Here is a 21,313-nt window from a genome sequence, read left to right as displayed (position 1 = left end):
CACAGGTGGACGGTCCAGCCCGGGTCGACCTCGCGATGCGGGGCGCAGCCGGCCCTTTCCCGGTCGCGCACGGCGGCGGGTTCGAACCCGTCGTGGACGATGTTCCCGAGGCGTGCATCCCGGTTGAGCACGGACGGCCCCTCGTCGGCGGGCCGGGTCGCCTCCAGCCGGTCGAAGGCGTCCTCGATCAGCGGTGAGCGGGGCGGTCCGTCCGTGCCCCATCCGCACCAGGCACGCCGGCTTCGGCATGCCGGCGCGGCGGGCTGCGCTACCGGTCCGCGAGCGGCAGGAGCCGTCTACGGCCTTCGGGCGCGCGCCATGACGAAGAAGCGCACCCACCGGCGCCGGGGCCGCTCCAGCCACCGGACACGGGGCGTCCTCAGGGTTCCTCGACCGCCGAACGCACCGACGTGGCACCGGCGCCCGACCGCAACGCATACGGCCGCTGGTGGTGCTCCCACGACAGGGGCGCCTGCTGGACGGGTACTCGTCGAGCGCGATCGGCCGGCCGTCGGACACGGCCCTCCTCCGGTGAACGGCGATGAATTGACGATACGTCAGCTTTCGGCGGGGTGGCCGGCCGCGTGCCCGCCCCGGGGCCGGGCCGGGCATGGCGGGTAGCCCGGCGAACTGGCGCTCGATTACGGAGGGGGGTGACCAGGCAGGAGCGCCCGCCGTTGGCCGGGCATGACCTCGCCGCACCCGACGTACCCGACGTATCCGACGAGCGGCTACGGCGTGAGCCGCATGGTCCCGGGCCCAGGAGAATCGGTTCCGCAGTCCGTGGACCCGCCCATTTACCGGGCTCTGGTCCGCCACTGGGCCGGCAGCGGCAGAACCGTGCCGGGCCGCCGCGACCAGGAGTGGACCAGGCTCACGGCGGCGCCGGAATGGACGCTCCCCGGGGAGGTCAGCGGCTCTCCGGGCCCACGACCCGACGGGCGATGACCATCCGCTGGATCTGGTTGGTGCCCTCGACGATCTGCAGCACCTTCGCCTCGCGCATATAGCGCTCGACCGGGAAGTCGGCGGTGTAGCCGTAGCCGCCGAGCACCTGGACCGCGTCGGTGGTGACCTTCATCGCCGCGTCCGTGCAGAACAGCTTGGCCATGGCCGCCTCCCGGGAGAAGGGCAGGCCGGCGTCGCGCAGCCGGGCCGCGGCCAGGTACAGGGCGCGCCCCGCCTCGATCTGGGTGGCCATGTCGGCCAGCATGAAGCGCAGCCCCTGGAAGTCGGCGATGGGGCGGCCGAACTGCTGCCGCCCGGTGGCGTACGTGACGGCCTCGTCCAGGGCGGCCTGGGCGAGACCGATGGCGCAGGCGGCGATACCGAGGCGGCCGGAGTCCAGCGCCGAGAGGGCGATGGCGAAGCCCTGGCCCTCCTCGCCGATGCGGCGCGCGTCGGGGACGCGTACGCCGTCGAAGTGCAGCTGCGCGGTGGGCGAGCCCTTCATGCCCATCTTCTTCTCGGGCGCGGCGGCGGAGAGCCCCTCGGCGTCGCCGGGCACCAGGAAGGCGGTGATGCCGCGCGGACCTTCGACGCCCGTGCGGGCCAGCACCGTGTAGAAGTCGGCGACGCCGCCGTGGGTGATCCACGCCTTGGTACCGGTGATGATCCAGTCGTCACCGTCACGGACCGCCTTGGTGCGCAGGGCGGCGGCGTCGGAGCCGGAGGAGGGTTCCGACAGGCAGTACGCGCCCAGGAGCCCGCCGCCCAGCATGGCCGGCAGGTGCTCGGTCTGCTGCTCCTTGGTGCCGTAGCCGGCCAGGGCGTGGCAGGAGAGGGAGTGGACGCTCACACCCAGGCCCACGGTGAGGCGGGCGGCGGCGAGCTCTTCGAGCACCTGGAGGTAGACCTCGTACGGCTGGTCGCCGCCGCCGAAACCGGAGTCGTACGGCAGGCCGAGCAGACCGGATTCGGAGAGCAGGGAGAACACCTCTCGCGGGAAGTGGCCGGAATCCTCCTCCTCCGCCGCGCGCGGAGCGATCTCCCGCTGGACGATGTCACGCACCAGGGCGATCAGATCCCTGGCTTCCTCGGTGGGCAGCTGTCGTTCCACCGGCTGCGGGGCGCGGTCGGGCATGGGGGCGCTCTCCTCCCTGTCGGGCGCTGCGGCGGGCGCGCGCGAAGGGTTGGGCGGCGCCGCCGGGTCTCACTGCTTCGCCGATGCTGCCTTCCCGGATCACGGAACCGGCTGACCAGCGGCTGTGGCGGGTTGAGTATGCCCGATCGAGGGACTTCCGTCACCGGGGGACCGCTGATCATTCCGTCACCCCGAATGCACCGGGGACCTTGGTACGCACCATTGACCGCACTGGTCTAGTCCTTCTACGGTTCAAACCAGCCTCATGCCGCGTTCATGTCACAGATGCGCCCGCCCGCTCTCCCCTCCCCCACGAGGAGACACGCATGCCCGGACACGTCCCCCGCCGCACCCGATTCCGGACGCTGATCGCCGCAGTGTGCAGCGCGGTCCTCGGAGGCGGCCTCCTGGCGACCGCCGGCACCTCCACCGCCGGCCCGGCCGCCGCCCCTCCCCCCGTCACTCCCGCCGCCGACAGCCACCGCCCCGCCCCGGCCGCCCACACGCGCGCCGCTCCCAAGGTCGTCGGGTACTTCACCAACTGGGGTGTATACGGCCGCGGTTACCACGTCAGGAACATCCGCACCTCCGGCTCCGCCGCCAGGCTGACGCACATCAACTACGCCTTCGGCAACGTCCAGAACGGCAGGTGCACCATCGGTGACGCGTTCGCCGATCACGAGAAGGCCTACACGGCCGACCAGTCCGTCGACGGCAGGGCCGACGCCCCCGACCAGGCGCTGCGCGGCAACTTCAACCAGCTGCGGAAGCTGAAGAAACTCCACCCGAACATCAAGGTGTTGTGGTCGTTCGGCGGCTGGAGCTGGTCGGGCGGCTTCACCGAGGCGGCGAGGAACCCGGTCGCCTTCGCCGACTCCTGCTACCAGCTCGTCGAGGACCCACGGTGGGCCGATGTGTTCGACGGCATCGACATCGACTGGGAGTACCCGAACGCCTGTGGCCTGACCTGCGACACCAGCGGCCGCGACGCCTTCACCACGCTGATGTCGGCGGTCCGCGCGAAGTTCGGCACCCGCAACCTGGTCACCGCCGCGATCACCGCCGACGCCTCACCCGGTGGCAAGATCGACGCCGCCGACTACGCCGGAGCGGCCCGGTACGTCGACTGGTACAACCCGATGACGTACGACTTCTTCGGCGCCTGGGCCGCCCAGGGTCCCACCGCGCCGCACTCGCCGCTCACCGGCTACCCCGGGATCCCGCAGCAGGGCCACCACACGGACGCGACGATTCTGAAGCTGAAGGGCCTCGGCATCCCGTCGCACAAACTGCTGCTCGGGATCGGGTTCTACGGACGCGGCTGGACCGGTGTCACCCGGAAGGCGCCGGGCGGCACCGCGACCGGGCCGGCCCCGGGGACGTACGAGCAGGGCATCGAGGACTACAAGGTGCTCAAGACCCGGTGCCCCGCCAACGGCAGGGCCGGCGGGACCGCGTACGCGCACTGCGGCGACCAGTGGTGGAGCTACGACACCCCCGCCACCATCGCCGGGAAGATGGCCTACAGGAACCGGCAGGGCCTCGGCGGGACGTTCTTCTGGGAACTCAGCGGCGACACCCCGAACGGGGAGCTGATCAAGTCGATCAGGTGAGAGGGCGCAGCGCGCGCGTCACAGCAGGCCGACCCGCGTGACCAGCATCGCGAAGACGACGACGAGCACCCAGCCCAGGACGTGCTCCAGCAGCTGGGGGCCGTCGTCCTTCGGCCCTCCGGTACGGGCACGGGGGACGGCGACGGCGGCGGCGTTCGTGGTCATGGTGGCTTCTCGCTCTTTCGGCCGAACGGGGACGGTCCCACAGTGCCAGCGCGGACGGCCTCCGGGGTAGAGACGTTCATCACGGCCCGGCGGCCGTCCGCACACGCTCGGCCGGTGCTCAGCGGATGCCGACCGCCTCCAGGGCCCGGCGCTGCGCGGTCGTGGGGTGGGCGGGCCAGTACAGGTAGCAAACGCCACCTGTGCCCGAGACCACTTTCCCGGTGGCGTTGTAGCGCTTCGTGCGCAGCCAGATGTTCTCCCACTCACGGCGCCGGTAGACCCGGCGTACGGCCTCGTTGCTCGGGGAGGCTGGGTCGTTGGCGATCACATCGCCGTCGGTGGTGAACCCGATCACGGTCATCAGGTGGCCCGCCGTGCCGTAGCCGGCCCCCGTCAGCTCCTCCTCGCGGAACGACTGCGACGTTATGGCCGGGATCCCCGCCCGGATCAGGGTCTCCAGCTCCGTCAGCGACCGCAGCCGGGTGACGACCGCGCTCATGTCCTCGTACGTGGCGGCGTAGGCCGCGTTGAAGGGCCAGTTGCCGCAGCCGTCGTACTGGTAGTCGAAGGTGAAGCGGGCGGCGTGGCAGACCTGGGGGTCGGCGTAGGCCGGGTTCACCCAGGCCAGGTCCTCCGCGGTCGGTTTGCGGCCCCAGTACTCGATGATCATCTGGGAGGAGGTGGGGCTGCACCAGGCCTCGCCGCCGTTGTCGTACTCGGGATACTGCCCGATGTGGGTGTTCTGCGAATAGCGCGGGACCAGCAGCTCGCGGGCGAGGCCCGGCTCCGAGGCGGGCACGGTGAAGCGGTCCGGGACGTCCGACGCCATGGCGCCCACCCGCCACACGGTCGGCGTGAGCCGGGTGCCGGGCTTGCGGTGGAGGGTGAGGCGCAGCCGGTAGGACTTCAGCCGCAGCCCGCTCGTGGGGTCGTCGATCGCGAGGGTGTCGGTCCAGACGGTGCTCCTGCCGTCCTTCTGGTCGTCGACCGAGGTGCGCCGGATGTCGCCGTCGCCGGCCGCCCAGCGGCCCATGACGTACCAGGGCGTCTCGGAGCCGTCCGTGTAACGGCCCTTCAGCTCGACCGCGATCCAGGTGCCGGCCGGGGTGTCGGCGTTCCACGAGGTGATGACCTCGGTCGCCGGGACGGGGGAGGTGTGCTCGGGCGAGGTCCAGGTCGCGTACTCCCAGGTCGCCTTCGTGCCGGTGTGCGGATCGGTGTAGTCGGTACGCCCGGCGGGGGTGTCGATCACCAGCGCGGGGCGGCGGGAGAGGACGGGGCGGGCGCCGGCGCAGGTGCCGGAGCGCCAGTCGGTGTACGAGGTCCAGAAGCGGTTGTCGACGAGGCCGGACGACACCCGCGGGCGGGATGCGGTGCGGGCGTCCAGGGCCGAGGCGGGTGCCGAGGAGGCCGCGGCGGTGCCGACGGCGGCGAGCGCGGCCGCCAGTACGGTTCTGCGAGCGGCGGACGGTTCCGCGGGCGGCGGGGAACTGGTCATGGCGAGACCCCCGGTCGGTCGGGATGTACGACGGGTACGTACAGAAGGGCAGAAGGACTGAAGCACTGAAGGACGCGTACGACAGGTGCGTACGCGCGGGTGGGCTCACTATCCCGGTTCCGGCGGCGGGTGGGCCAGCGATTCGGCACGCGTCGCCCCACCAATATTGGTCTCCACCTGTGGCTTTGTAGGGTGGTCGGCATGGACGACCTCGACCGCCCCGCCGCCGCGCTGCGTGCGCTGCCGCCCTCGTGCGGCCCCGTCCGGCTGGTCGCGGTCGACGGTCACGCCGGTTCGGGCAAGTCCACGCTCGCCGGCCGGCTGGCAGCGGCACTCGGCGGTGCCCCGGTGCTCCACCTGGACGACATCGCCACGCACGAGGAACTGTTCGACTGGACGGACCGGCTCCGGGCCGAGGTACTCGAACCGCTGACCCGTGGCGAGGTCGCGCACTTTCACCCGTACGACTGGAATCTGCGCCGCTTCGGCCCGCCCCGGCCGCTCCCCCCGGCCCCGGTCGTCCTGATCGAGGGCGTGGGCGCCGGCCGCCGTGCGCTGCGCCCGTACCTCGCCCGGCTGCTGTGGATGGAACGGGGCGCCGAGGAGTCGTGGAAGCGCGGCCGTCACCGGGACGGACCGGCGCAGTACGCGTTCTGGGACGGGTGGACGGCGGCGGAGACCCGCCACTTCGCGACGGACCCCTCCCGGCCCTTCGCCGACGCACTGGTACGTGAGTGCCCGGTGGGATACGAGTGGCTCCCCGGGCCTGCTGCGACAGCAGCTGAGAACCAGATCGTCACGGACCGTTACCGGCTTTCGCCGCCGTACTGAGCAGTCGGAAATCGGCCTGGAGAGTGCCACAACTTCGCTTGACCGACGGGCTTACAGGTCTTACGTTCTCAATGTGCGGCTTTCCGGAGCCGCCGCAGACGCGAAGCCCCCGGTTGTTCCCCCGTGATCGGGGGCTTCGTTCTGCCCTCACCTCCCCCTTTCAGCGCCGCTCGAGCACCCGACGCTCACCGTCGGTCACCGTCCCCGGAACGCTCGCGGCGCTCCCCGCGCCTTCGATCGCGCCCTTAAGCGCACACTCCCCGTGCAGGTACGATGCCTCTCGGTGCGGTCAAATCCCGTTCATGAGAGGGCGATTGGGAACGCTTCCGGCGGGCGGCCGCCCGGCGGACCGGTACGGGGACACGGTTTGTGGGGGACCCGATGGACATCGGCACGCAGGGCACGCACGCCCCGGCCGACCTGGCCTGGCTGCGTGGCGTGGACGCCTACACCATGGGTGCGTATCCGCAGGCGGAGGAGGAGTTCCGGGCGGCGGTGCGGATCGATCCCGGCATGGCGGACGGATGGCTCGGACTGCACGCGCTGCGCGTCGACACCACCACCGCGCTGCTGCGGATGTACCGCAACCGGGACCGCTTCGGTGAACAGCGCGCCCGCTACCGCCGGACACTGAACTCCTGGTACTGGCTCGGCTGGTGGGTCCAGCCCGTGCTGGAGTCCCCTCGGGACCTGCTGCTGGCGCACGCCTCCCATTGGCTGGACGGCCGCCATGTTCCGGAGCTGGACCGGGCCCTGGCCGGACTGCCACCCGTCGACGCCGACCCCCAGGTGCGCTTCCTGCACGCCTGCCGGGCCTACCTGGTCAAGGACTGGGACCAGCTCGTACGCCACACAGAACCGCTGGTGAACGATCCGCTGCTCGGCATCGAGGCCGGGCTGTTCGGCGGCATGGCCCGGGTCCGCCTGGAGATGTACGGGCAGGCCGAGCCGCTGCTGGCGGCCGCCTTGATGCGCTGCCGCAGCGAGCAGCCGCAGCGCAAGGAGCTGCGCTACTGGCTGGCCCGCGCTCGCGAGGGCACCGGCCGCAGCGCCGCCGCCCTCCCCCTGTACCGGGCGGTGCACCGGATCGACCCGGCGTTCATGGACACCGCGGCGCGGCTCGCCGCGATCGCCGAGTACGACGGGTTCGACGGTTCCGACGACCCCGCGGCCGACCTGGCCACCGTGTCGCTGGCCGGGCTGGGCCAGGACGCCGTGGACCTCCCGGACGTGCCGGACGCCCCGCCCGGCGACGTCCTCCGCCTCGGCGGCGACGCGCCTCAGCCCCAGCCCCCCGGGCCACCGCCGGGCCAGCCCCCGGGCCAGCCGGCTCAGCCACCGGCTCCCGCCCATGGTGTAAGGGAGCAGGCGCCCGGCCCCGGCCGGCCGCGCCCTCCGGCGTTCCCCGCGAGCCCCACCGATCCGGCGCTGCTGGCCGAGGCGCTCGCCGAGCTGGAGCGGATGGTGGGCCTGGATCCGGTGAAACGGCAGGTCAAGGCGCTCTCGGCACAGCTGGAGATGGCCCGTTTGCGGGCCGAGCAGGGCCTTCCGGTGCAGCCGCCGAAACGTCACTTTGTCTTCTCCGGCCCCTCCGGGACCGGGAAGACCACGGTCGCCAGGATTCTCGGCCGGGTCTTCTACGCCCTCGGCCTGCTCGGCGGCGACCACCTCGTGGAAGCCCAACGATCCGACCTGGTCGGCGAGTTCCTCGGTCAGACCGCCGTCAAGGCCAATGAGCTGATCGACTCGGCGCTGGGCGGGGTGCTCTTCGTCGACGAGGCGTACTCCCTGTCCAACTCCGGGTACAGCAAGGGCGACGCGTACGGCGACGAGGCGCTTCAGGTGCTGCTCAAGCGTGCCGAGGACAACCGCGACCACCTGGTGGTCATCCTCGCCGGATACCCCGAGGGCATGGACCGGCTGCTCGCCGCCAACCCCGGCCTGTCGTCCCGCTTCACCACACGGGTCGACTTCCCCTCGTACCGGCCGCTCGAACTCACCGCGATCGGCGAGGTGCTGGCGGCGGCGAACGACGACGTCTGGGACGAGGAGGCCCTCGACGAGCTGCGCTCCATCAGCGCCCATGTCGTCGAGCAGGGCTGGATCGACGAGCTGGGCAACGGCCGGTTCCTGCGCACCCTGTACGAGAAGTCCTGCGCCTACCGCGATCTGCGGCTGTCCGGCTACACGGTGACACCCGGCCGCGACGACCTGGCCACGCTGCGCCTGCCGGACCTGATGCAGGCGTACGGCGAGGTCCTCTCCGGCCGCGGCCCGGCACCCCGGGGCCCGCAGGACCCGCCGGGTCCCCCGGGCGCATCCGGCCCCACCGGCTACTGACCGGTCGGGGGGGTCCTCCGGAAGAGCGGCCCGGCCGGGTTCCGCGCCCCCGGCACGCCGGGGCAGACGCGCCGACCGGTACCGGCCGGTGCTGTGCGGCGGTCCCGCGCGGGAGCCGGCAAGCCCCGCGCGGGAGCCGCGCCAGAGCCGGCCGGCGCCGCGCCGACGGTCAGGCCGTGAGGACGCCCTGGGCCGGGCCCGGGTCGGCGGTGGAGGCCGGTGCCGGGGGCGTGCCACCGAGCGGAGCGGGCCGAGGAGCCGGGTCCCGAGACCCGCCCGAAACCGGAGCCGGGGACCCGCCCGCGGCCGGGTCCCGGTCCGCGTCCGGGCCGGAGGGCGCGGCCGGGGATGCCGTCGCGACCGCCGGGACCAGGGGGGTCGCCGAGCGGTGGGCGGGGTCGCGGACCTCGCCGACCAGCATTTCCAGGACGTCCTCGAGCGCGACCAGGCCGAGGATGCGGCCCGACGCGTCGGCGACCTGCGCCAGGTGCGTGGCGGCGCGGCGCATCACGGTGAGGGCGTCGTCGAGCGGCAGCTCGGCCCGCAGCGTGGCCATCGGGCGCCATACCTGCTGCGGGACGGCCCGGCCTGCGTCCTCCAGGTCCAGCACGTCCTTGACGTGCACGAACCCCATGAAGACGCCACCGCCCTCGGCGCACACCGGGAACCTGGAGTAGCCGGTGCGGACGGTCAGCTCCTCGACCTCGGCCGGGGTGACCGACGGCGAGACCGTCACCAGGGACGTACGCGGGATGAGGACGTCGGAGACCGGGCGGCTGCCCAGCTCCAGGGCGTCCTCCAGCCGTTCCTGTTCGGCGGGTGCGAGGAGCCCGGCCTGTCGGGAGTCCTCGACGAGCCGGCCGAGCTCGGTGCTGGTGAAGACCGCATCGACCTCGTCCTTGGGCTCGACCCCGAACGCCCTGAGGACGAGCCGCGAGCACGCGCCGAGCGCCGCCGTCACCGGACGGCACAGCCGGGCGAAGCCGACCAGCCCGGGGCTGAGCCACAGCGCCGTCCTCTCGGGCGCCGCCATCGCCAGGTTCTTCGGGAGCATCTCGCCGATGACGAGGTGCAGGAACACCACCACGGCCAGCGCGATGACGTAGCCCAGGGGATGGATCATGCCCTCGGGCAGGTTCACGGCGTGGAAGACCGGCTCCAGCAGGTGTGCCACGGTGGGCTCGGCGACCGCGCCGAGGGTGAGCGAGCACACGGTGATGCCGAACTGCGCGGCGGCCATCATCTGCGGCAGGTTCTCCAGGCCGTACAGGACCTGGCGGGCCCGCTTGGAGCCGGGGCCGAGCGGCTCGATCTGGCTGCGGCGTACGGAGACGAGGGCGAACTCGGCGCCCACGAAGAATCCGTTCGCGAGCACGAGCAGGCCCGCGAAGAGGAGTTGGAGCACGCTCATCGGGCGGCCTCCGCCATGACGCCGGCATCGGCGGTGCGGACCAGCCGGACGCGCTCGGCGCGGTAGCGGTCCACCTGCCGCACGCAGAGGCGCCAGCCGGGCAGGTCGGCCCGGTCGCCGGGGGCCGGGATGCGGCCGAGCAGGTCGGCGACGAGCCCGGCGACGGTCTCGTACGGCCCGTCGGGGACGTCGAGGCCTATCCGCTTCAGGGTGTGGACGCGGCAGCTGCCGTCGGCCTCCCACGCGGCGTGGCCGTCCTCGGCGGGGACGGCGGCCAGTTCGGGCAGGTCGTCGCCCTCGGCGTCGTGCTCGTCGCGGACCTCGCCGACGAGTTCCTCGACGATGTCCTCCAGGGTGACCACCCCGGCCGTGCCGCCGTACTCGTCGACGACGACGGCGATCGGCTGCTCGCTGCGCAGCCGCTCCAGGAGGGCCTGGGCGGGAAGTGTCTCCGGGACGAGCAGCGGCGGGACGGCGACCCGGCCCACCGGCGTGCGCAGCCGCTCGGCCGCGGGAACGGCGAGCGCGTCCTTCAGGTGGACCATGCCGACGATCTCGTCGATGCGGTCCCGGTAGACCGGGAAGCGTGAAAGGCCGGTGGCGCGGGTGAGGTTGACGACGTCCGCCGCGGTGGCGTCGGTCCGCAGCGCGTTGACCTTCACCCGCGGGGTCATCACGTGCTGAGCGGTGAGCCCGCCCAGCGACAGGGTCCGTACGAAGAGGTCGGCCGTGTCCTGTTCGAGGGCCCCGGCCCGCGCCGAGTGCCGGGCGAGCGAGACCAGCTCGCCGGGCGTACGGGCGGAGGCGAGCTCCTCGGTGGGCTCGACGCCCAGCAGCCGCACGAGCCGGTTGGCAGCGGCGTTGAGCAGGGTGATGACGGGCCGGAAGGCGGACGAGAACAGGTGCTGCGGGCCGGCGACGAACCGTGCGACCTGGAGGGGCCGGGAGACGGCCCAGTTCTTGGGGACCAGCTCGCCGATCACCATCTGGACGGCGGACGCGCCCAGCATGCCGATGGCCACCGCGACGCCTGAGACGGCCCCTTCGCGCAGCCCCGTCGCGGTGAGGGGCCCGTCGAGGAGCTGTGCGAGCGCCGGTTCGGCGAGCATGCCGACGACGAGCGAGGTGATGGTGATGCCGAGCTGGGTGCCGGAAAGCTGGAACGACAGCTCCCGCAGGGCCTTGACGACGGTACGGGCCCGCCGGTCGCCCTCGGCGGCGGCGCGCTCGGCGTCCGCCCGCTCCACGGTGACGAGTCCGAACTCGGCCGCCACGAAGAAGCCGTTGGCGAGGATCAGGAGGAATGCCGCGGCGAGCAGCAGGAGGGGGGTGGTCATGCCGCCGCCTCCTCGGAGGGGGCGGCGCAGGTACTACCGGACGATCCGTCCATTGCTGGAGGGAATCACTCCTCGGGTCGCAGGGGCCCCGCCGGCCGGGTGGTGCGTGTGCTGCCGTATGCGCGGGGCGGTGGCGCGCTCGGCGCCACCGCCATAAGAGTAATCACGCCTGCCTCCGGTGGGGCAGAGGGTCGGCGCCCATACGGGCGACATGCCCGGTCCGGGGCCCGTCGCTCAGGCGAGGTCGGGGCCGGTGCCGCGGGCCTCCGCGAGCGCGCGGAGCGCCTGCGCGTCACGGATGGCCTGCTGCTTGCCGATGCCGGGCTGGATGCCGAGGGCGGGCATGCTGGTGCCGTCGCTGAGGTCGAGGAAGACCCAGGGGTCACCCTCGCGCAGGTTCACCCGCAGGATCTCGGCCCAGGCCAGCCGGCGTGTCCGGGTGAGGTTGACGACCGTGACGCCCTCGTCGTCTGCGACGACCTTGGGGCGGCTGAGGAGCGCCAGGACACCGAAGAAGAGCGCCGCGACGAAGACGAAGCTCGCGCGCTCCCCCGGGCCGAGCTTCTCCAGCATCATCGCGACGGCCGTGATGGTCACGAACATCACCGTGCCCACGCTCAGCAGGACGGCCCGGGTGCGGGTCGGCCGGAAGGTGACCGGCAGGGAGGGGGTGTGGGCGTCGGACATGTGGCGTACCGGTTCTTGCTCGGGCCTCGGGCCGGGAGACGGGCGGGGGGACGGTGCGCCTCAGAGGCGGCAGGCGTGGATCTCGGTGGTCAGGATCGCGCGCGCGCCCAGGGCGTACAGGTCGTCCATGATCCGCTGTGCCTCCCTGGCGGGGACCATGGCGCGGACGGCGACCCAGCCCTCGTTGTGGAGCGGGGAGACCGTCGGGGACTCCAGTCCGGGGGTGAGGGCGACGGCCTGCTCCAGGTGCTCGGCACGGCAGTCGTAGTCCATCATCACGTACGAGCGGGCCACCAGGACGCCCTGGAGGCGGCGGAGGAACTGCTGCACCTTCGGGTCGTCGGTCGAGGCGCCGGTGCGGCGGATGACGACGGCCTCGGACTTCAGGATCGGCTCGCCGATGACCTCCAGGCCCGCGTTGCGCAGCGAGGTGCCGGTCTCCACGACGTCGGCGATGATCTGGGCGACGCCGAGCTCGATCGCGGTCTCGACCGCACCGTCGAGGTGGACGACGGAGGCGTCCAGCCCCAAGTCGGCGAGGTGCTTGGCGACGATGCCCTCGTAGGAGGTGGCGATCGTCATGCCGCCGAAGTCGGCGGGGCCGCTCGCGGTGCCGGGCTTGGTGGCGTACCGGAAGGTGGAGCGGGCGAAGCCGAGCTGGAGGATCTCCTCGGCGTTGGCGCCGGAGTCCAGGAGCAGGTCGCGGCCGGTGATGCCGATGTCGAGCTTGCCGGAGCTGACGTAGATGGCGATGTCGCGGGGGCGGAGGTAGAAGAACTCGACCTCGTTCTCCGGGTCGACCATCACCAGCTCTTTGGACTCCTTGCGCTGCTGGTAGCCGGCCTCATGGAGCATCGCCGACGCAGGTCCGGACAGTGAACCCTTGTTGGGGACGGCGATGCGCAGCATGGGGTGGGCTTCCTAACTGTGAAAAAGGAGTTTCTCGGTGCGGGGTGGGCTCAGAGGTGGGCGTAGACGTCGTCGAGCGAGATCCCGCGGGCGACCATCATCACCTGGACGTGGTACAGCAGCTGCGAGATCTCCTCGGCGGCGGCTTCCTTGCCCTCGTACTCGGCGGCCATCCAGACCTCGGCGGCCTCTTCGACGACCTTCTTGCCGATGGCATGGACGCCCTTGTCCACCAGCTCGGCGGTGCGGGAGGTGGCGGGGTCGCCGGTCTTGGCCTTGAGCTCGAGCTCGGCGAAGAGCTCTTCGAAGGTTTTGTTCGCCATGATGGTCCTAAGAGTACGGGGTGCCCGGCGCGCACTCAGCGCCAGGGTTCGCTGACGGTGCGCAGTGTGGTGGCGGTGGCGACGGCGGCGGTGACCGCCTCGTGCCCCTTGTCCTCGTTCGAACCCTCCAGGCCGGCCCGGTCCAGGCCCTGCTCCTCGGTGTCGCAGGTCAGGACACCGAAGCCGACGGGGACTCCGGTGTCGACGGAGACCTGGACGAGGCCCTGGGTGACTCCCTGGCACACGTACTCGAAGTGGGGTGTTCCGCCCCGGATGACGACACCGAGCGCGACGATCGCGTCGTAGCCGCGGCCGGCGAGGACCTTGGCGACGACCGGGAGCTCGAAGCTGCCGGGGACCCGGAGCAGGGTCGGCTCGTCGATGCCGAGCTCGTGCAGGGCGCGCAGCGCGCCGTTGACCAGGCCGTCCATGATCTTCTCGTGCCACTGCGCCGCGATCACGGCGACCCGGAGGTCGCCGCAGTTCTTCACGCTCAGTTCGGGTGCGCCCTTGCCGCTCACGTACGTACTCTCCTCGGTGCTCGCTCTTGCTTGCTCGGTCTTACTGGTTGTTGCAGGGCGACGCGCCGGCGGCGGCGTCGAGCCAGGGCAGGTCGTGGCCCATCCGGTCGCGCTTGGTGCGCAGGTAGCGGAGGTTGTGCTCGCCCGCCTGGACGGGCATGGGCTCGCGGCCGTTCACGTCGAGGCCGTACCGGACGAGGGCGTCGACCTTTTCGGGGTTGTTGGTCATCAGCTTCAGGCTGCGTACGCCGAGGTCGGCGAGCATCTGGGCACCGGCGGCGTAGTCGCGGGCGTCGGCGGGCAGGCCGAGCTCCAGGTTGGCGTCGAGGGTGTCGTGGCCGCGCTCCTGGAGTTCGTAGGCGCGCAGCTTGGAAAGCAGGCCGATGCCGCGTCCCTCGTGGCCGCGGAGGTAGACGACGACACCGCGGCCGGTCTCGGTGATGCGTTCCATGGAGGCCTGGAGCTGGGGGCCGCAGTCGCAGCGCAGCGAGTGGAAGATGTCGCCGGTCAGGCACTCGGAGTGGACCCGGACGAGGACGTCCTCGCCGTCGCCGATGTCGCCGTGGACGAGCGCGATGTGCTCGACGCCGTCGACGGTGGAGCGGTAGCCGTACGCGGTGTATTCGCCGTGCGCGGTCGGCAGCCGCACCTCGGCCTCGCGGCGGACGGTCGGCTCGCTGCTGCGGCGGTAGGCGATGAGGTCCTCGATCGAGATGATCGTCAGGCCGTGCTTGCGGGCGAAGGGGACCAGCTCGGGCAGGCGGAGCATGACGCCGTCCTCGCCGGCGATCTCCACGATCGCGCCGGCCGGGCGGAGTCCGGCGAGCCGGGCCAGGTCGACGGCGGCCTCGGTGTGGCCGTTGCGCACGAGGACGCCGCCGGGCTGGGCGCGCAGCGGGAACACGTGGCCGGGGCGGACGAAGTCGCCCGGCTCGGCAGTGCCGCCCGCCAGCAGCTGGAGGGTGGTGGCGCGGTCGGCGGCGGAGATGCCCGTGGTGACGCCGTGGACCGGGGCGGCGTCGACGGAGACGGTGAAGGCCGTCTTCATCGACTCGGTGTTGTCGCCGACCATCTGCGGGAGCTGGAGGCGGTCCAGCTCGTCGCCCTCCATGGGGGCGCAGATCAGGCCGCGGCACTCGCTCATCATGAAGGCGACGATCTCGGGGGTGGCCTTCTCGGCGGCGATGACGAGGTCACCCTCGTTCTCGCGGTCCTCGTCGTCGACGACCACGACGGGGCGGCCTGCGGCGATGTCGCGGATGGCCTGCTCGACGGGGTCGAGGGCGAGGTCGGCGGCGTCCCACACGGTCAGCGCTGTCATGCCGGTGTTCCTTCCAGAGCCGGAGTGCGCGTCCGGAGCCACCAGTCGCGCATGCCCCACAGAACGAGGGCGAAGTAGATCACGTACACGAGGCCGGAGAAGGCCAGCCCGCTGTTGAAGGCGAGCGGGACGCCGACGAGGTCCACGAGGAGCCAGGCGAACCAGAACTCGACCAGGCCGCGGGCCTGGGCGACCATCGCGACGAGCGTCCCGACGAAGATGTAGGCGTCGGCCCACGGGCTCCAGGACAGCGACGGGTAGAGGGTGAAGAGGCCGCCGACCGCGAGGGTGCCGAGGACGGCGCCGGCGAGGAGCAGTCCGCGCTCCTTCCAGGTGGCGAACCGGACGGCGATGGAGCCGTCCTGGGCCTGCTGCCTGCCCCGGGACCACTGGTGCCAGCCCCAGGCGGCGACGCCGATCACCAGGAGTTGCTTGCCGACGCCGCCGCTGAGCTGCGCGGAGGCGTAGGCGGCGATCAGGACGACGCCGGACAGCAGCTGGGCGGGCCAGGTGAGGATGGAGCGCCGCCAGCCGAGGGCGAGGGCGATCAGACCGATCGTGTTGCCGATCATGTCGGACCACAGGATGTGCTGGCCGAAGGCGGTGAAGGCCTCGGAGTTGAGCCAGTTCACTGGGCGTTCCCCCCGGTCCGGGTCCCGACGAGCCGCTCGACGTACTTGGCGATGACGTCGACCTCGAGGTTGACCGGGTCGCCGGGCTCCTTGATGCCGAGCGTGGTCAGCGCGAGGGTGGTCGGGATGAGGCTGATGGTGAAGTGGTCGGGGCCCGCGTCGACGACGGTGAGGCTGACGCCGTCCACCGTGATGGAGCCCTTCTCGACGACGTACCTGCGCAAGGAGGCGGGGAGGGAGATCTTGACGATCTCCCAGTTCTCGGAGGGCGTGCGCGCCAGGATGGTGCCGGTGCCGTCGACGTGTCCCTGGACGATGTGGCCGCCGAGCCGGTCGCCGACCGCCATGGGCCGCTCCAGGTTGACCCGGGAGCCGGTGGTGAGGGCGCCGAGGCTGGAGCGGTTCAGCGTCTCGGCCATCACGTCGGCGGTGAACTCGCCGTCGGCGGTCTCCACGACGGTGAGGCAGACGCCGTTGACGGCGATCGAGTCGCCGTGCTTGGCGTCCTCGGTGACGAGGGGGCCGCGCAGGCGGAAGCGGGAGGAGTCGCCGAGGTTCTCGACGGCGGTGACCTCACCAAGCTCTTCGACGATTCCGGTGAACACGCTCAGCGCTCCTTGGGAGTTGCGGGGGTGGCGGGGACGGCGGGGACGGCGGTGATACGGAGGTCGGGGCCGATGCGTGTGGTCTCGGTGACGTCGAGGCGCAGCGCTTCGGTGAGGGTGGTGATCCCGGCGCCGGCGAGGGCGGCGGGGCCCGCGCCGAGGAGGACCGGCGCGAGGTAGCCGACGATCTTGTCGACGGCTCCCGCGGTGACGAAGGACCCGGCGAGCGACGGGCCGCCTTCGAGGAGTACGGAGCGGACGCCCCGTTCGTGCAGGGCGGCCAGCAGGGCGGGGACGGACAGGCCCTTGTCCGCCCTCGGCAGTCGTACGACGTCGGGCAGGTCCGTCTCGGCGTCCTCCGCGACCGCGATCAGGGTCGGCGCGGCGTCGTCGAGGACGCGGGCGCCGGGCCTGACGGCGGTGGCCTCGGTGTCGACGACGACGCGCAGTGGCTGGACGGCGCCTTCGACGCCGCGTACGGCGAGGTGGGGGTCGTCGGCGCGGGCGGTGCCGGAGCCGACGATCACCGCGTCGGCCTCGGCGCGCAGCCGGTGGACGTCGGCGCGGGACTCGGGCGAGCTGATCCAGCGGCTGGTGCCGTCCTGGGCGGCGATGCGGCCGTCGAGGGTGGCGGCGTACTTCCACAGGACGTAGGGGCGGCCGAGGCGTACGGCGGTGAGCCAGGCGGCGTTGCCGGCTTCGGCCTCGGCCTCCAGGAGCCCGGCGACGACCTCGACGCCGGCCGCGCGCAGGGTGGCGGCGCCTCCGGTGGCCTGCGGGTTCGGGTCGCCGACCGCGTACACGACCCGGGCGATCCCGGCCTCGATCAGGGCCTGGGCGCAGGGGCCGGTGCGGCCGGTGTGGTTGCAGGGCTCCAGGGTGACGTACGCGGTGCCGCCGCGGGCGAGGACGCCGGCCTGGCGCAGGGCGTGGACCTCGGCGTGCGGGCCGCCGGCGCGCTCGTGCCAGCCGGCGCCGACCTCGTGCCCGGAGGCGTCGCGGATGACGCAGCCGACGACCGGGTTGGGGCTGGTGGAGCCGAGTCCGCGGGCGGCGAGCGCGATGGCTCGGCGCATGGCGGCGACGTCGGCCGCGTCCGCCGTGCCGGTCGGGTCCACTGCGGTGGCCACCGGGTCCTCCTGCCTCTTCGGGCGCGGACTCCGGGGCCTGTCGATGACGACAGAGAGCGGGAACGACACCACCGCACGAGGGACGCGAGGCCGGGCCACACGGGTCACCGGACGTCGGCGACCAGCGGGCATACGGCCGGTCGCCCCAGGGAGGGGTCACCCGCCGCGCACTGCCTCCCATCCGGACTTTCACCGTCGGTCCAGGAATTTCACCTGGTCAACCGGCCACTGGATGCGGCCGGGTCGCGGACTGTAACCGCCGGTTCGGAATTACACCGACCCCGGAGTGCGCTGCTGCTGATACAGGGCCAGTGTGCCACGCCCCGTCGTCACCCATGCGGGCGAAGGCTGTGTCCTGCCTCACAGGACGACCGGACCATCCAAACTGGTCCAGACCTATTGACCGCCTGGTCTAGTCCTTTTAATGTCTGCGTCACCTCCACGGAGACGGCCCGCCGGGCGTGCGCACGCCAGGGCCCAACACGAGCCTTTCCCCTGCCCGTTGTGTGCCCCTCAGCCTCCCCGGGAGGAACCGACCGTGCTGTCCCCCACACACGGACGAGCCACGCTGCTCGCGACCGGCGCCGTCGCCGCCGGTCTGCTGCTCGGCTCGCTCTCCGGTGGCGTCTCCCACGCCGCCACCGACCACGAATCCTGCCGCCCCGACGGCCTGTACAAGACCTCCGGCGTCACCGTCCCGTACTGCTCGGTGTACGACACCGAGGGCCGCGAGAAGATGGGCGCCGACCACCAGCGCCGCGTCATCGGCTACTTCACCGGCTGGCGCACCGGCAAGGACGGGACACCCGCCTACCTCGCCTCGAACATCCCGTGGGACAAGGTCACCCACATCAACTACGCCTTCGGGCACATCGACTCCGGCAACAAGCTGTCGGTCGGCACCGACGGCCCGAACAACGCCGCGACCGGCATGACGTGGCCGGGTGTGGCGGGCGCCGAGATGGACCCCTCGTACACGTACAAGGGGCATTTCAACCTGCTGAACAAATTCAAGAAGCAGCACCCGGACGTCAAGACGCTGATCTCGGTGGGCGGCTGGGCCGAGACGGGCGGGTACTTCGACGACAGCGGCAAGCGCGTCGACTCCGGCGGCTTCTACTCGATGGCCACCAACGCCGACGGCTCGGTGAACCAGGCGGGGATCGACACGTTCTCCGACTCGGCGGTCGCCTTCATCAAGAAGTACGGGTTCAACGGCGTCGACATCGACTACGAGTACCCGACCTCCATGAAGGACGCGGGCAACCCCCTCGACTACCCGGTTTCCAACGCCCGCCGCGCGGGGCTCGTCAAGGGCTACGCGGCGCTGATGAAGACCCTGCGCGAGAAGCTGGACCGGGCGGGCGCGGCCGACGGCAAGCACTACATGCTGACCGTCGCGGCCCCCTCCTCCGGCTACCTGCTGCGCGGCATGGAGACCTTCCAGGTCCAGAAGTACCTCGACTACGTCAACATCATGTCCTACGACCTGCACGGCGCCTGGAACGAGTACGCCGGCCCCAACGCCTCGCTCTTCGACGACGGCAAGGACGCGGAGCTGGCGGCGGCGAACGTCTACGGCAGCCAGCAGTACGGCGGCATCGGTTACCTCAACACCGACTGGGCCTACCACTACTTCCGCGGCTCCATGCCCGCCGGCCGCATCAACATCGGCCTGCCGTACTACACCCGCGGTCACAAGAACGTGCAGGGCGGCACGGACGGCCTGTGGGGCAAGGCGGCCGCGACCACCTGTCCGGCCGGGTCCGGCCTGACCAAGTGCGGTGACGGCGCGGTCGGCATCGACAACCTGTGGCACGACAAGGACGACAACGGAAAGGAGTCCCCGGCCGGCTCCAACCCGATGTGGCACGCCAAGAACCTGGAGAAGGGCGTCCTCGGCGACTACCTGCCGAAGTACGGCTTCGGCGCGGACACCAGGCTGACCGGCACCTACGCCCGCAAGTACGACTCCACGCTGGTCGCGCCGTGGCTGTGGAACGCGGAGAAGAAGGTCTTCCTGTCGACGGAGGACGAGCAGTCGGTGGCCCGCAAGGCCGACTACGTGGTCGACAAGGGCATCGGCGGCACGATGGTCTGGGAGCTGGCCGGTGACTACGGCTGGAACGCGGCCAAGGGTCAGTACGAGCCCGGCACCACGCTCACCTCGCTGATGTACGACAAGTTCAAGGCGGCCACGCCGTACGGCGCGAAGGTCTCGAACAAGGCGCTGCCCACCAGGGCCGTGAACATCGGGGTCGAGTTCGGCGAGTTCAAGCTCGGCGACTCCAACTACCCGATCACCCCCAAGGTGAAGATCACCAACAACACGAGGACCACGCTGCCGGGCGGCACGGAGTTCCAGTTCGACTACTCCACGGCGGCCCCTGGCAACGCCTCGGACCAGTCCGGCTTCGGGACCAAGGTGATCAGCAGCGACCACACCGGCACGAACGTGGGCGGCCTGAAGGGCGACTTCCACCGCGTCTCGCTGAAGCTGCCCGCGTGGCAGACCCTGGCGCCGGGCGCGTCGGTGGAGCTGTCCTTCAACTACTACCTGCCGGTGTCCACCCCGTGGAACTGGACGGTGAACATCGGCGGTACGACGTACGCGCTCGCCGGTGACCTGGCACGGGGCACGACGGTGGTGGAGCCCGGCACGGGTACGGGCCCGTCACCGACGCCGACGCCCACTCCGACACCCGGTGCGTGCACCGTGCCCGCGTGGAGCGCGGCCACCGAGTACGGCTCCGGGTCCACGGTGTCCCATGCGTCCCGCACCTGGAAGGCGAAGTGGTGGACCAAGGGCGAGGAGCCCGGCACCACCGGCGAATGGGGTGTCTGGCAGGACCTCGGCGCCTGCTGACCCGGTGACGGGACGGGCCCCGGCGGCGCAGATACGGCCCTTGCCGCCGCCGGGGCCCTTCGGCATGGCCGGCGGAACGGCCGCCGGCGGCAGGCGGAATGTCACATTCCGTGGGTCGTCGTCCGTCGGTTCCTCGGCGAGAGTGGACGACATCGACGAGGAGCTGACGATGAGCACGATTCTGGTGACGGGCGGGACCGGCACGCTCGGCAGGCATGTGGTCGCCCTGCTGCGGGCGGACGGGCACGAGGTGCGGGTGCTGAGCCGGCACGCGGAGCCGTACGCGGTCGATCTGCGCGAGGGCGGTACGGCGCTGGACGCCGCGCTCGCGGGCGTGGACACCGTCGTGCACTGCGCCTCCTCCCCGCGCGGCGGGGACGAGCGGGCGGCGCGGAACCTGATCGGGGCGGCGCGGCGGGCCGGTGCCGGCCACCTGGTCTACATCTCGATCGTGGGCGTGGACCGGGTGCCGCTCGGTTACTACCGCACGAAGCTGGCCGTGGAGCGGCTGGTCGAGCAGTCGGGGCTCGGCTGGACGGTGCTGCGGACGACGCAGTTCCACGACCTGGTGCTGACGCTGCTGGAGGCGGTGGCCAAGCTGCCGGTGATGCCGCTCCCGGCGGGTGTGAGCGATCAGCCCGTCGAGGTCACGGAGGTCGCCGCCCGCCTCGCCGAGCTGGCGGCGGGCGCGCCGTCGGGGAGGGTGGCGGACATGGGAGGCCCCGAGGTGCGGTCCTTCCCGGAGCTGGCCCGCGCCTACCTGCGGGCGTCGGGGCGGCGCCGCCCTGTGGTGAGCGTGCCGCTGGTGGGCGCGGCCTACCGGGGCATGCGGGCGGGCGGCCACCTGACGCCGGAGCACGCGGTGGGCAGGGGCACGTTCGAGGCGTTCCTGGAGCGGCGCTTCAGCGCATCGGCGTCGTAGGCAGCGCAGGCGTCGCAGGCGTCGCGGGAGACGTGGTGGTCGGGCGGGCCGCGGGCGCCGTGGAGGACGTGGTGGTCGCGCGGGCCGCGGGCGCCGTGGAGGACGTGGTGGTCGCGTAT

The 21,313-nt window shown here is 72.0% G+C and carries 18 protein-coding genes and 1 riboswitch; of the genes, 5 read left to right on the top strand and 13 right to left on the bottom strand.

All coding sequences use genetic code 11. From position 1 onward, the window contains the following. Window positions 1-910: 910 nt before the first annotated feature. Window positions 911-2,083, bottom strand: coding sequence for an acyl-CoA dehydrogenase family protein (locus tag ABT360_RS16040; protein ID WP_351815705.1), 1,173 nt, complete (start codon window positions 2,081-2,083; stop codon window positions 911-913). Window positions 2,084-2,409: 326 nt separating this feature from the next. Between ABT360_RS16040 and ABT360_RS16035 the strand changes: the two genes are divergently transcribed. Then, on the top strand, window positions 2,410-3,696 hold the full coding sequence (locus tag ABT360_RS16035) for a glycoside hydrolase family 18 protein (RefSeq protein ID WP_351815703.1): 1,287 nt from the start codon (window positions 2,410-2,412) through the stop codon (window positions 3,694-3,696). Window positions 3,697-3,714: 18 nt separating this feature from the next. Here ABT360_RS16035 and ABT360_RS16030 read toward each other — a convergent pair whose 3' ends face one another. Further along, entirely contained in the window at window positions 3,715-3,861 is a 147-nt protein-coding gene (locus tag ABT360_RS16030) for an SCO1431 family membrane protein (protein WP_351815700.1), read from the bottom strand. 118 nt (window positions 3,862-3,979) lie between these two features. Further along, window positions 3,980-5,359: a peptidase C39 family protein gene (locus tag ABT360_RS16025; protein ID WP_351815697.1), complete on the bottom strand. Its 1,380-nt coding sequence runs from the start codon at window positions 5,357-5,359 to the stop codon at window positions 3,980-3,982. Between the two features lie 201 nt (window positions 5,360-5,560). Between ABT360_RS16025 and ABT360_RS16020 the strand changes: the two genes are divergently transcribed. Further along, window positions 5,561-6,190 (top strand): uridine kinase family protein, encoded by a 630-nt coding sequence (locus tag ABT360_RS16020; RefSeq protein ID WP_351815695.1) that lies wholly within the window; start codon window positions 5,561-5,563, stop codon window positions 6,188-6,190. A gap of 381 nt (window positions 6,191-6,571) precedes the next feature. Further along, window positions 6,572-8,530 carry an AAA family ATPase gene (locus ABT360_RS16015; RefSeq protein ID WP_351815692.1) on the top strand — a complete coding sequence of 653 codons (1,959 nt, stop codon included), beginning with the start codon at window positions 6,572-6,574 and terminating at the stop codon, window positions 8,528-8,530. Between the two features lie 169 nt (window positions 8,531-8,699). Here ABT360_RS16015 and ABT360_RS16010 read toward each other — a convergent pair whose 3' ends face one another. The 10 genes from ABT360_RS16010 to ribD all read right to left on the bottom strand — a co-directional run bounded on the left by ABT360_RS16010 (window position 8,700) and on the right by ribD (window position 17,352). Continuing rightward, window positions 8,700-9,941, bottom strand: coding sequence for a hemolysin family protein (locus tag ABT360_RS16010; RefSeq protein WP_351815689.1), 1,242 nt, complete (start codon window positions 9,939-9,941; stop codon window positions 8,700-8,702). After that, window positions 9,938-11,278: a hemolysin family protein gene (locus ABT360_RS16005; protein WP_351815686.1), complete on the bottom strand. Its 1,341-nt coding sequence runs from the start codon at window positions 11,276-11,278 to the stop codon at window positions 9,938-9,940. Before ABT360_RS16005 ends, ABT360_RS16010 begins: the two co-directional genes overlap by 4 nt. 234 nt (window positions 11,279-11,512) lie before the next feature. Next, window positions 11,513-11,965 carry a PH domain-containing protein gene (locus ABT360_RS16000; RefSeq protein WP_351815683.1) on the bottom strand — a complete coding sequence of 151 codons (453 nt, stop codon included), beginning with the start codon at window positions 11,963-11,965 and terminating at the stop codon, window positions 11,513-11,515. A 60-nt stretch (window positions 11,966-12,025) separates the two neighbouring features. Then, on the bottom strand, window positions 12,026-12,874 hold the full coding sequence (gene hisG / locus ABT360_RS15995) for an ATP phosphoribosyltransferase (RefSeq protein WP_351815680.1): 849 nt from the start codon (window positions 12,872-12,874) through the stop codon (window positions 12,026-12,028). A 50-nt stretch (window positions 12,875-12,924) separates the two neighbouring features. Then, the gene (locus ABT360_RS15990; RefSeq protein ID WP_031078175.1) at window positions 12,925-13,197 is read right to left on the bottom strand and encodes a phosphoribosyl-ATP diphosphatase; all 273 of its coding nucleotides are present in this window, start codon (window positions 13,195-13,197) and stop codon (window positions 12,925-12,927) included. Between the two features lie 35 nt (window positions 13,198-13,232). Further along, window positions 13,233-13,718, bottom strand: a complete 486-nt coding sequence (gene ribH / locus ABT360_RS15985) for a 6,7-dimethyl-8-ribityllumazine synthase (protein WP_351815676.1) — start codon at window positions 13,716-13,718, stop codon at window positions 13,233-13,235. Between the two features lie 40 nt (window positions 13,719-13,758). Beyond that, window positions 13,759-15,039, bottom strand: coding sequence for a bifunctional 3,4-dihydroxy-2-butanone-4-phosphate synthase/GTP cyclohydrolase II (locus tag ABT360_RS15980; RefSeq protein ID WP_351815673.1), 1,281 nt, complete (start codon window positions 15,037-15,039; stop codon window positions 13,759-13,761). Beyond that, complete coding sequence (locus ABT360_RS15975) at window positions 15,036-15,611, bottom strand: nicotinamide mononucleotide transporter family protein (protein ID WP_351815824.1); 576 nt, start codon at window positions 15,609-15,611, stop codon at window positions 15,036-15,038. The genes ABT360_RS15980 and ABT360_RS15975 overlap by 4 nt, the downstream gene beginning before the upstream one ends. A gap of 56 nt (window positions 15,612-15,667) precedes the next feature. After that, window positions 15,668-16,276 carry a riboflavin synthase gene (locus ABT360_RS15970; protein WP_351815670.1) on the bottom strand — a complete coding sequence of 203 codons (609 nt, stop codon included), beginning with the start codon at window positions 16,274-16,276 and terminating at the stop codon, window positions 15,668-15,670. 2 nt (window positions 16,277-16,278) lie between these two features. After that, window positions 16,279-17,352: a bifunctional diaminohydroxyphosphoribosylaminopyrimidine deaminase/5-amino-6-(5-phosphoribosylamino)uracil reductase RibD gene (ribD, locus tag ABT360_RS15965; RefSeq protein WP_351815821.1), complete on the bottom strand. Its 1,074-nt coding sequence runs from the start codon at window positions 17,350-17,352 to the stop codon at window positions 16,279-16,281. A gap of 217 nt (window positions 17,353-17,569) precedes the next feature. Next, a riboswitch (FMN riboswitch) is annotated at window positions 17,570-17,700 on the bottom strand. A 244-nt stretch (window positions 17,701-17,944) separates the two neighbouring features. Between ribD and ABT360_RS15960 the strand changes: the two genes are divergently transcribed. Together ABT360_RS15960 and ABT360_RS15955 are read left to right on the top strand one after the other, a co-directional pair. Beyond that, window positions 17,945-20,272 (top strand): chitinase C-terminal domain-containing protein, encoded by a 2,328-nt coding sequence (locus tag ABT360_RS15960; protein WP_351815667.1) that lies wholly within the window; start codon window positions 17,945-17,947, stop codon window positions 20,270-20,272. Window positions 20,273-20,441: 169 nt separating this feature from the next. Further along, window positions 20,442-21,194 (top strand): SDR family oxidoreductase, encoded by a 753-nt coding sequence (locus ABT360_RS15955; protein ID WP_351815665.1) that lies wholly within the window; start codon window positions 20,442-20,444, stop codon window positions 21,192-21,194. The last annotated feature ends 119 nt before the right edge of the window (window positions 21,195-21,313 follow it).

It is taken from the genome of Streptomyces sp. NPDC000229 (assembly GCF_040300825.1).
GTDB lineage: Bacteria > Actinomycetota > Actinomycetes > Streptomycetales > Streptomycetaceae > Streptomyces.
This window is presented reverse-complemented; position numbering and strand designations above follow the sequence as displayed.

Bases quoted from the DNA above. Each gene is read 5' to 3' on its own strand.
- ABT360_RS16040 (WP_351815705.1), bottom strand. From the start codon at position 2,083: ATGCCCGACCGCGCCCCGCAGCCGGTGGAACGACAGCTGCCCACCGAG.
- ABT360_RS16035 (WP_351815703.1), top strand. From the start codon at position 2,410: ATGCCCGGACACGTCCCCCGCCGCACCCGATTCCGGACGCTGATCGCC.
- ABT360_RS16030 (WP_351815700.1), bottom strand. From the start codon at position 3,861: ATGACCACGAACGCCGCCGCCGTCGCCGTCCCCCGTGCCCGTACCGGA.
- ABT360_RS16025 (WP_351815697.1), bottom strand. From the start codon at position 5,359: ATGACCAGTTCCCCGCCGCCCGCGGAACCGTCCGCCGCTCGCAGAACC.
- ABT360_RS16020 (WP_351815695.1), top strand. From the start codon at position 5,561: ATGGACGACCTCGACCGCCCCGCCGCCGCGCTGCGTGCGCTGCCGCCC.
- ABT360_RS16015 (WP_351815692.1), top strand. From the start codon at position 6,572: ATGGACATCGGCACGCAGGGCACGCACGCCCCGGCCGACCTGGCCTGG.
- ABT360_RS16010 (WP_351815689.1), bottom strand. From the start codon at position 9,941: ATGAGCGTGCTCCAACTCCTCTTCGCGGGCCTGCTCGTGCTCGCGAAC.
- ABT360_RS16005 (WP_351815686.1), bottom strand. From the start codon at position 11,278: ATGACCACCCCCCTCCTGCTGCTCGCCGCGGCATTCCTCCTGATCCTC.
- ABT360_RS16000 (WP_351815683.1), bottom strand. From the start codon at position 11,965: ATGTCCGACGCCCACACCCCCTCCCTGCCGGTCACCTTCCGGCCGACC.
- hisG (WP_351815680.1), bottom strand. From the start codon at position 12,874: ATGCTGCGCATCGCCGTCCCCAACAAGGGTTCACTGTCCGGACCTGCG.
- ABT360_RS15990 (WP_031078175.1), bottom strand. From the start codon at position 13,197: ATGGCGAACAAAACCTTCGAAGAGCTCTTCGCCGAGCTCGAGCTCAAG.
- ABT360_RS15980 (WP_351815673.1), bottom strand. From the start codon at position 15,039: ATGACAGCGCTGACCGTGTGGGACGCCGCCGACCTCGCCCTCGACCCC.
- ABT360_RS15975 (WP_351815824.1), bottom strand. From the start codon at position 15,611: ATGATCGGCAACACGATCGGTCTGATCGCCCTCGCCCTCGGCTGGCGG.
- ribD (WP_351815821.1), bottom strand. From the start codon at position 17,352: ATGCGCCGAGCCATCGCGCTCGCCGCCCGCGGACTCGGCTCCACCAGC.
- ABT360_RS15955 (WP_351815665.1), top strand. From the start codon at position 20,442: ATGAGCACGATTCTGGTGACGGGCGGGACCGGCACGCTCGGCAGGCAT.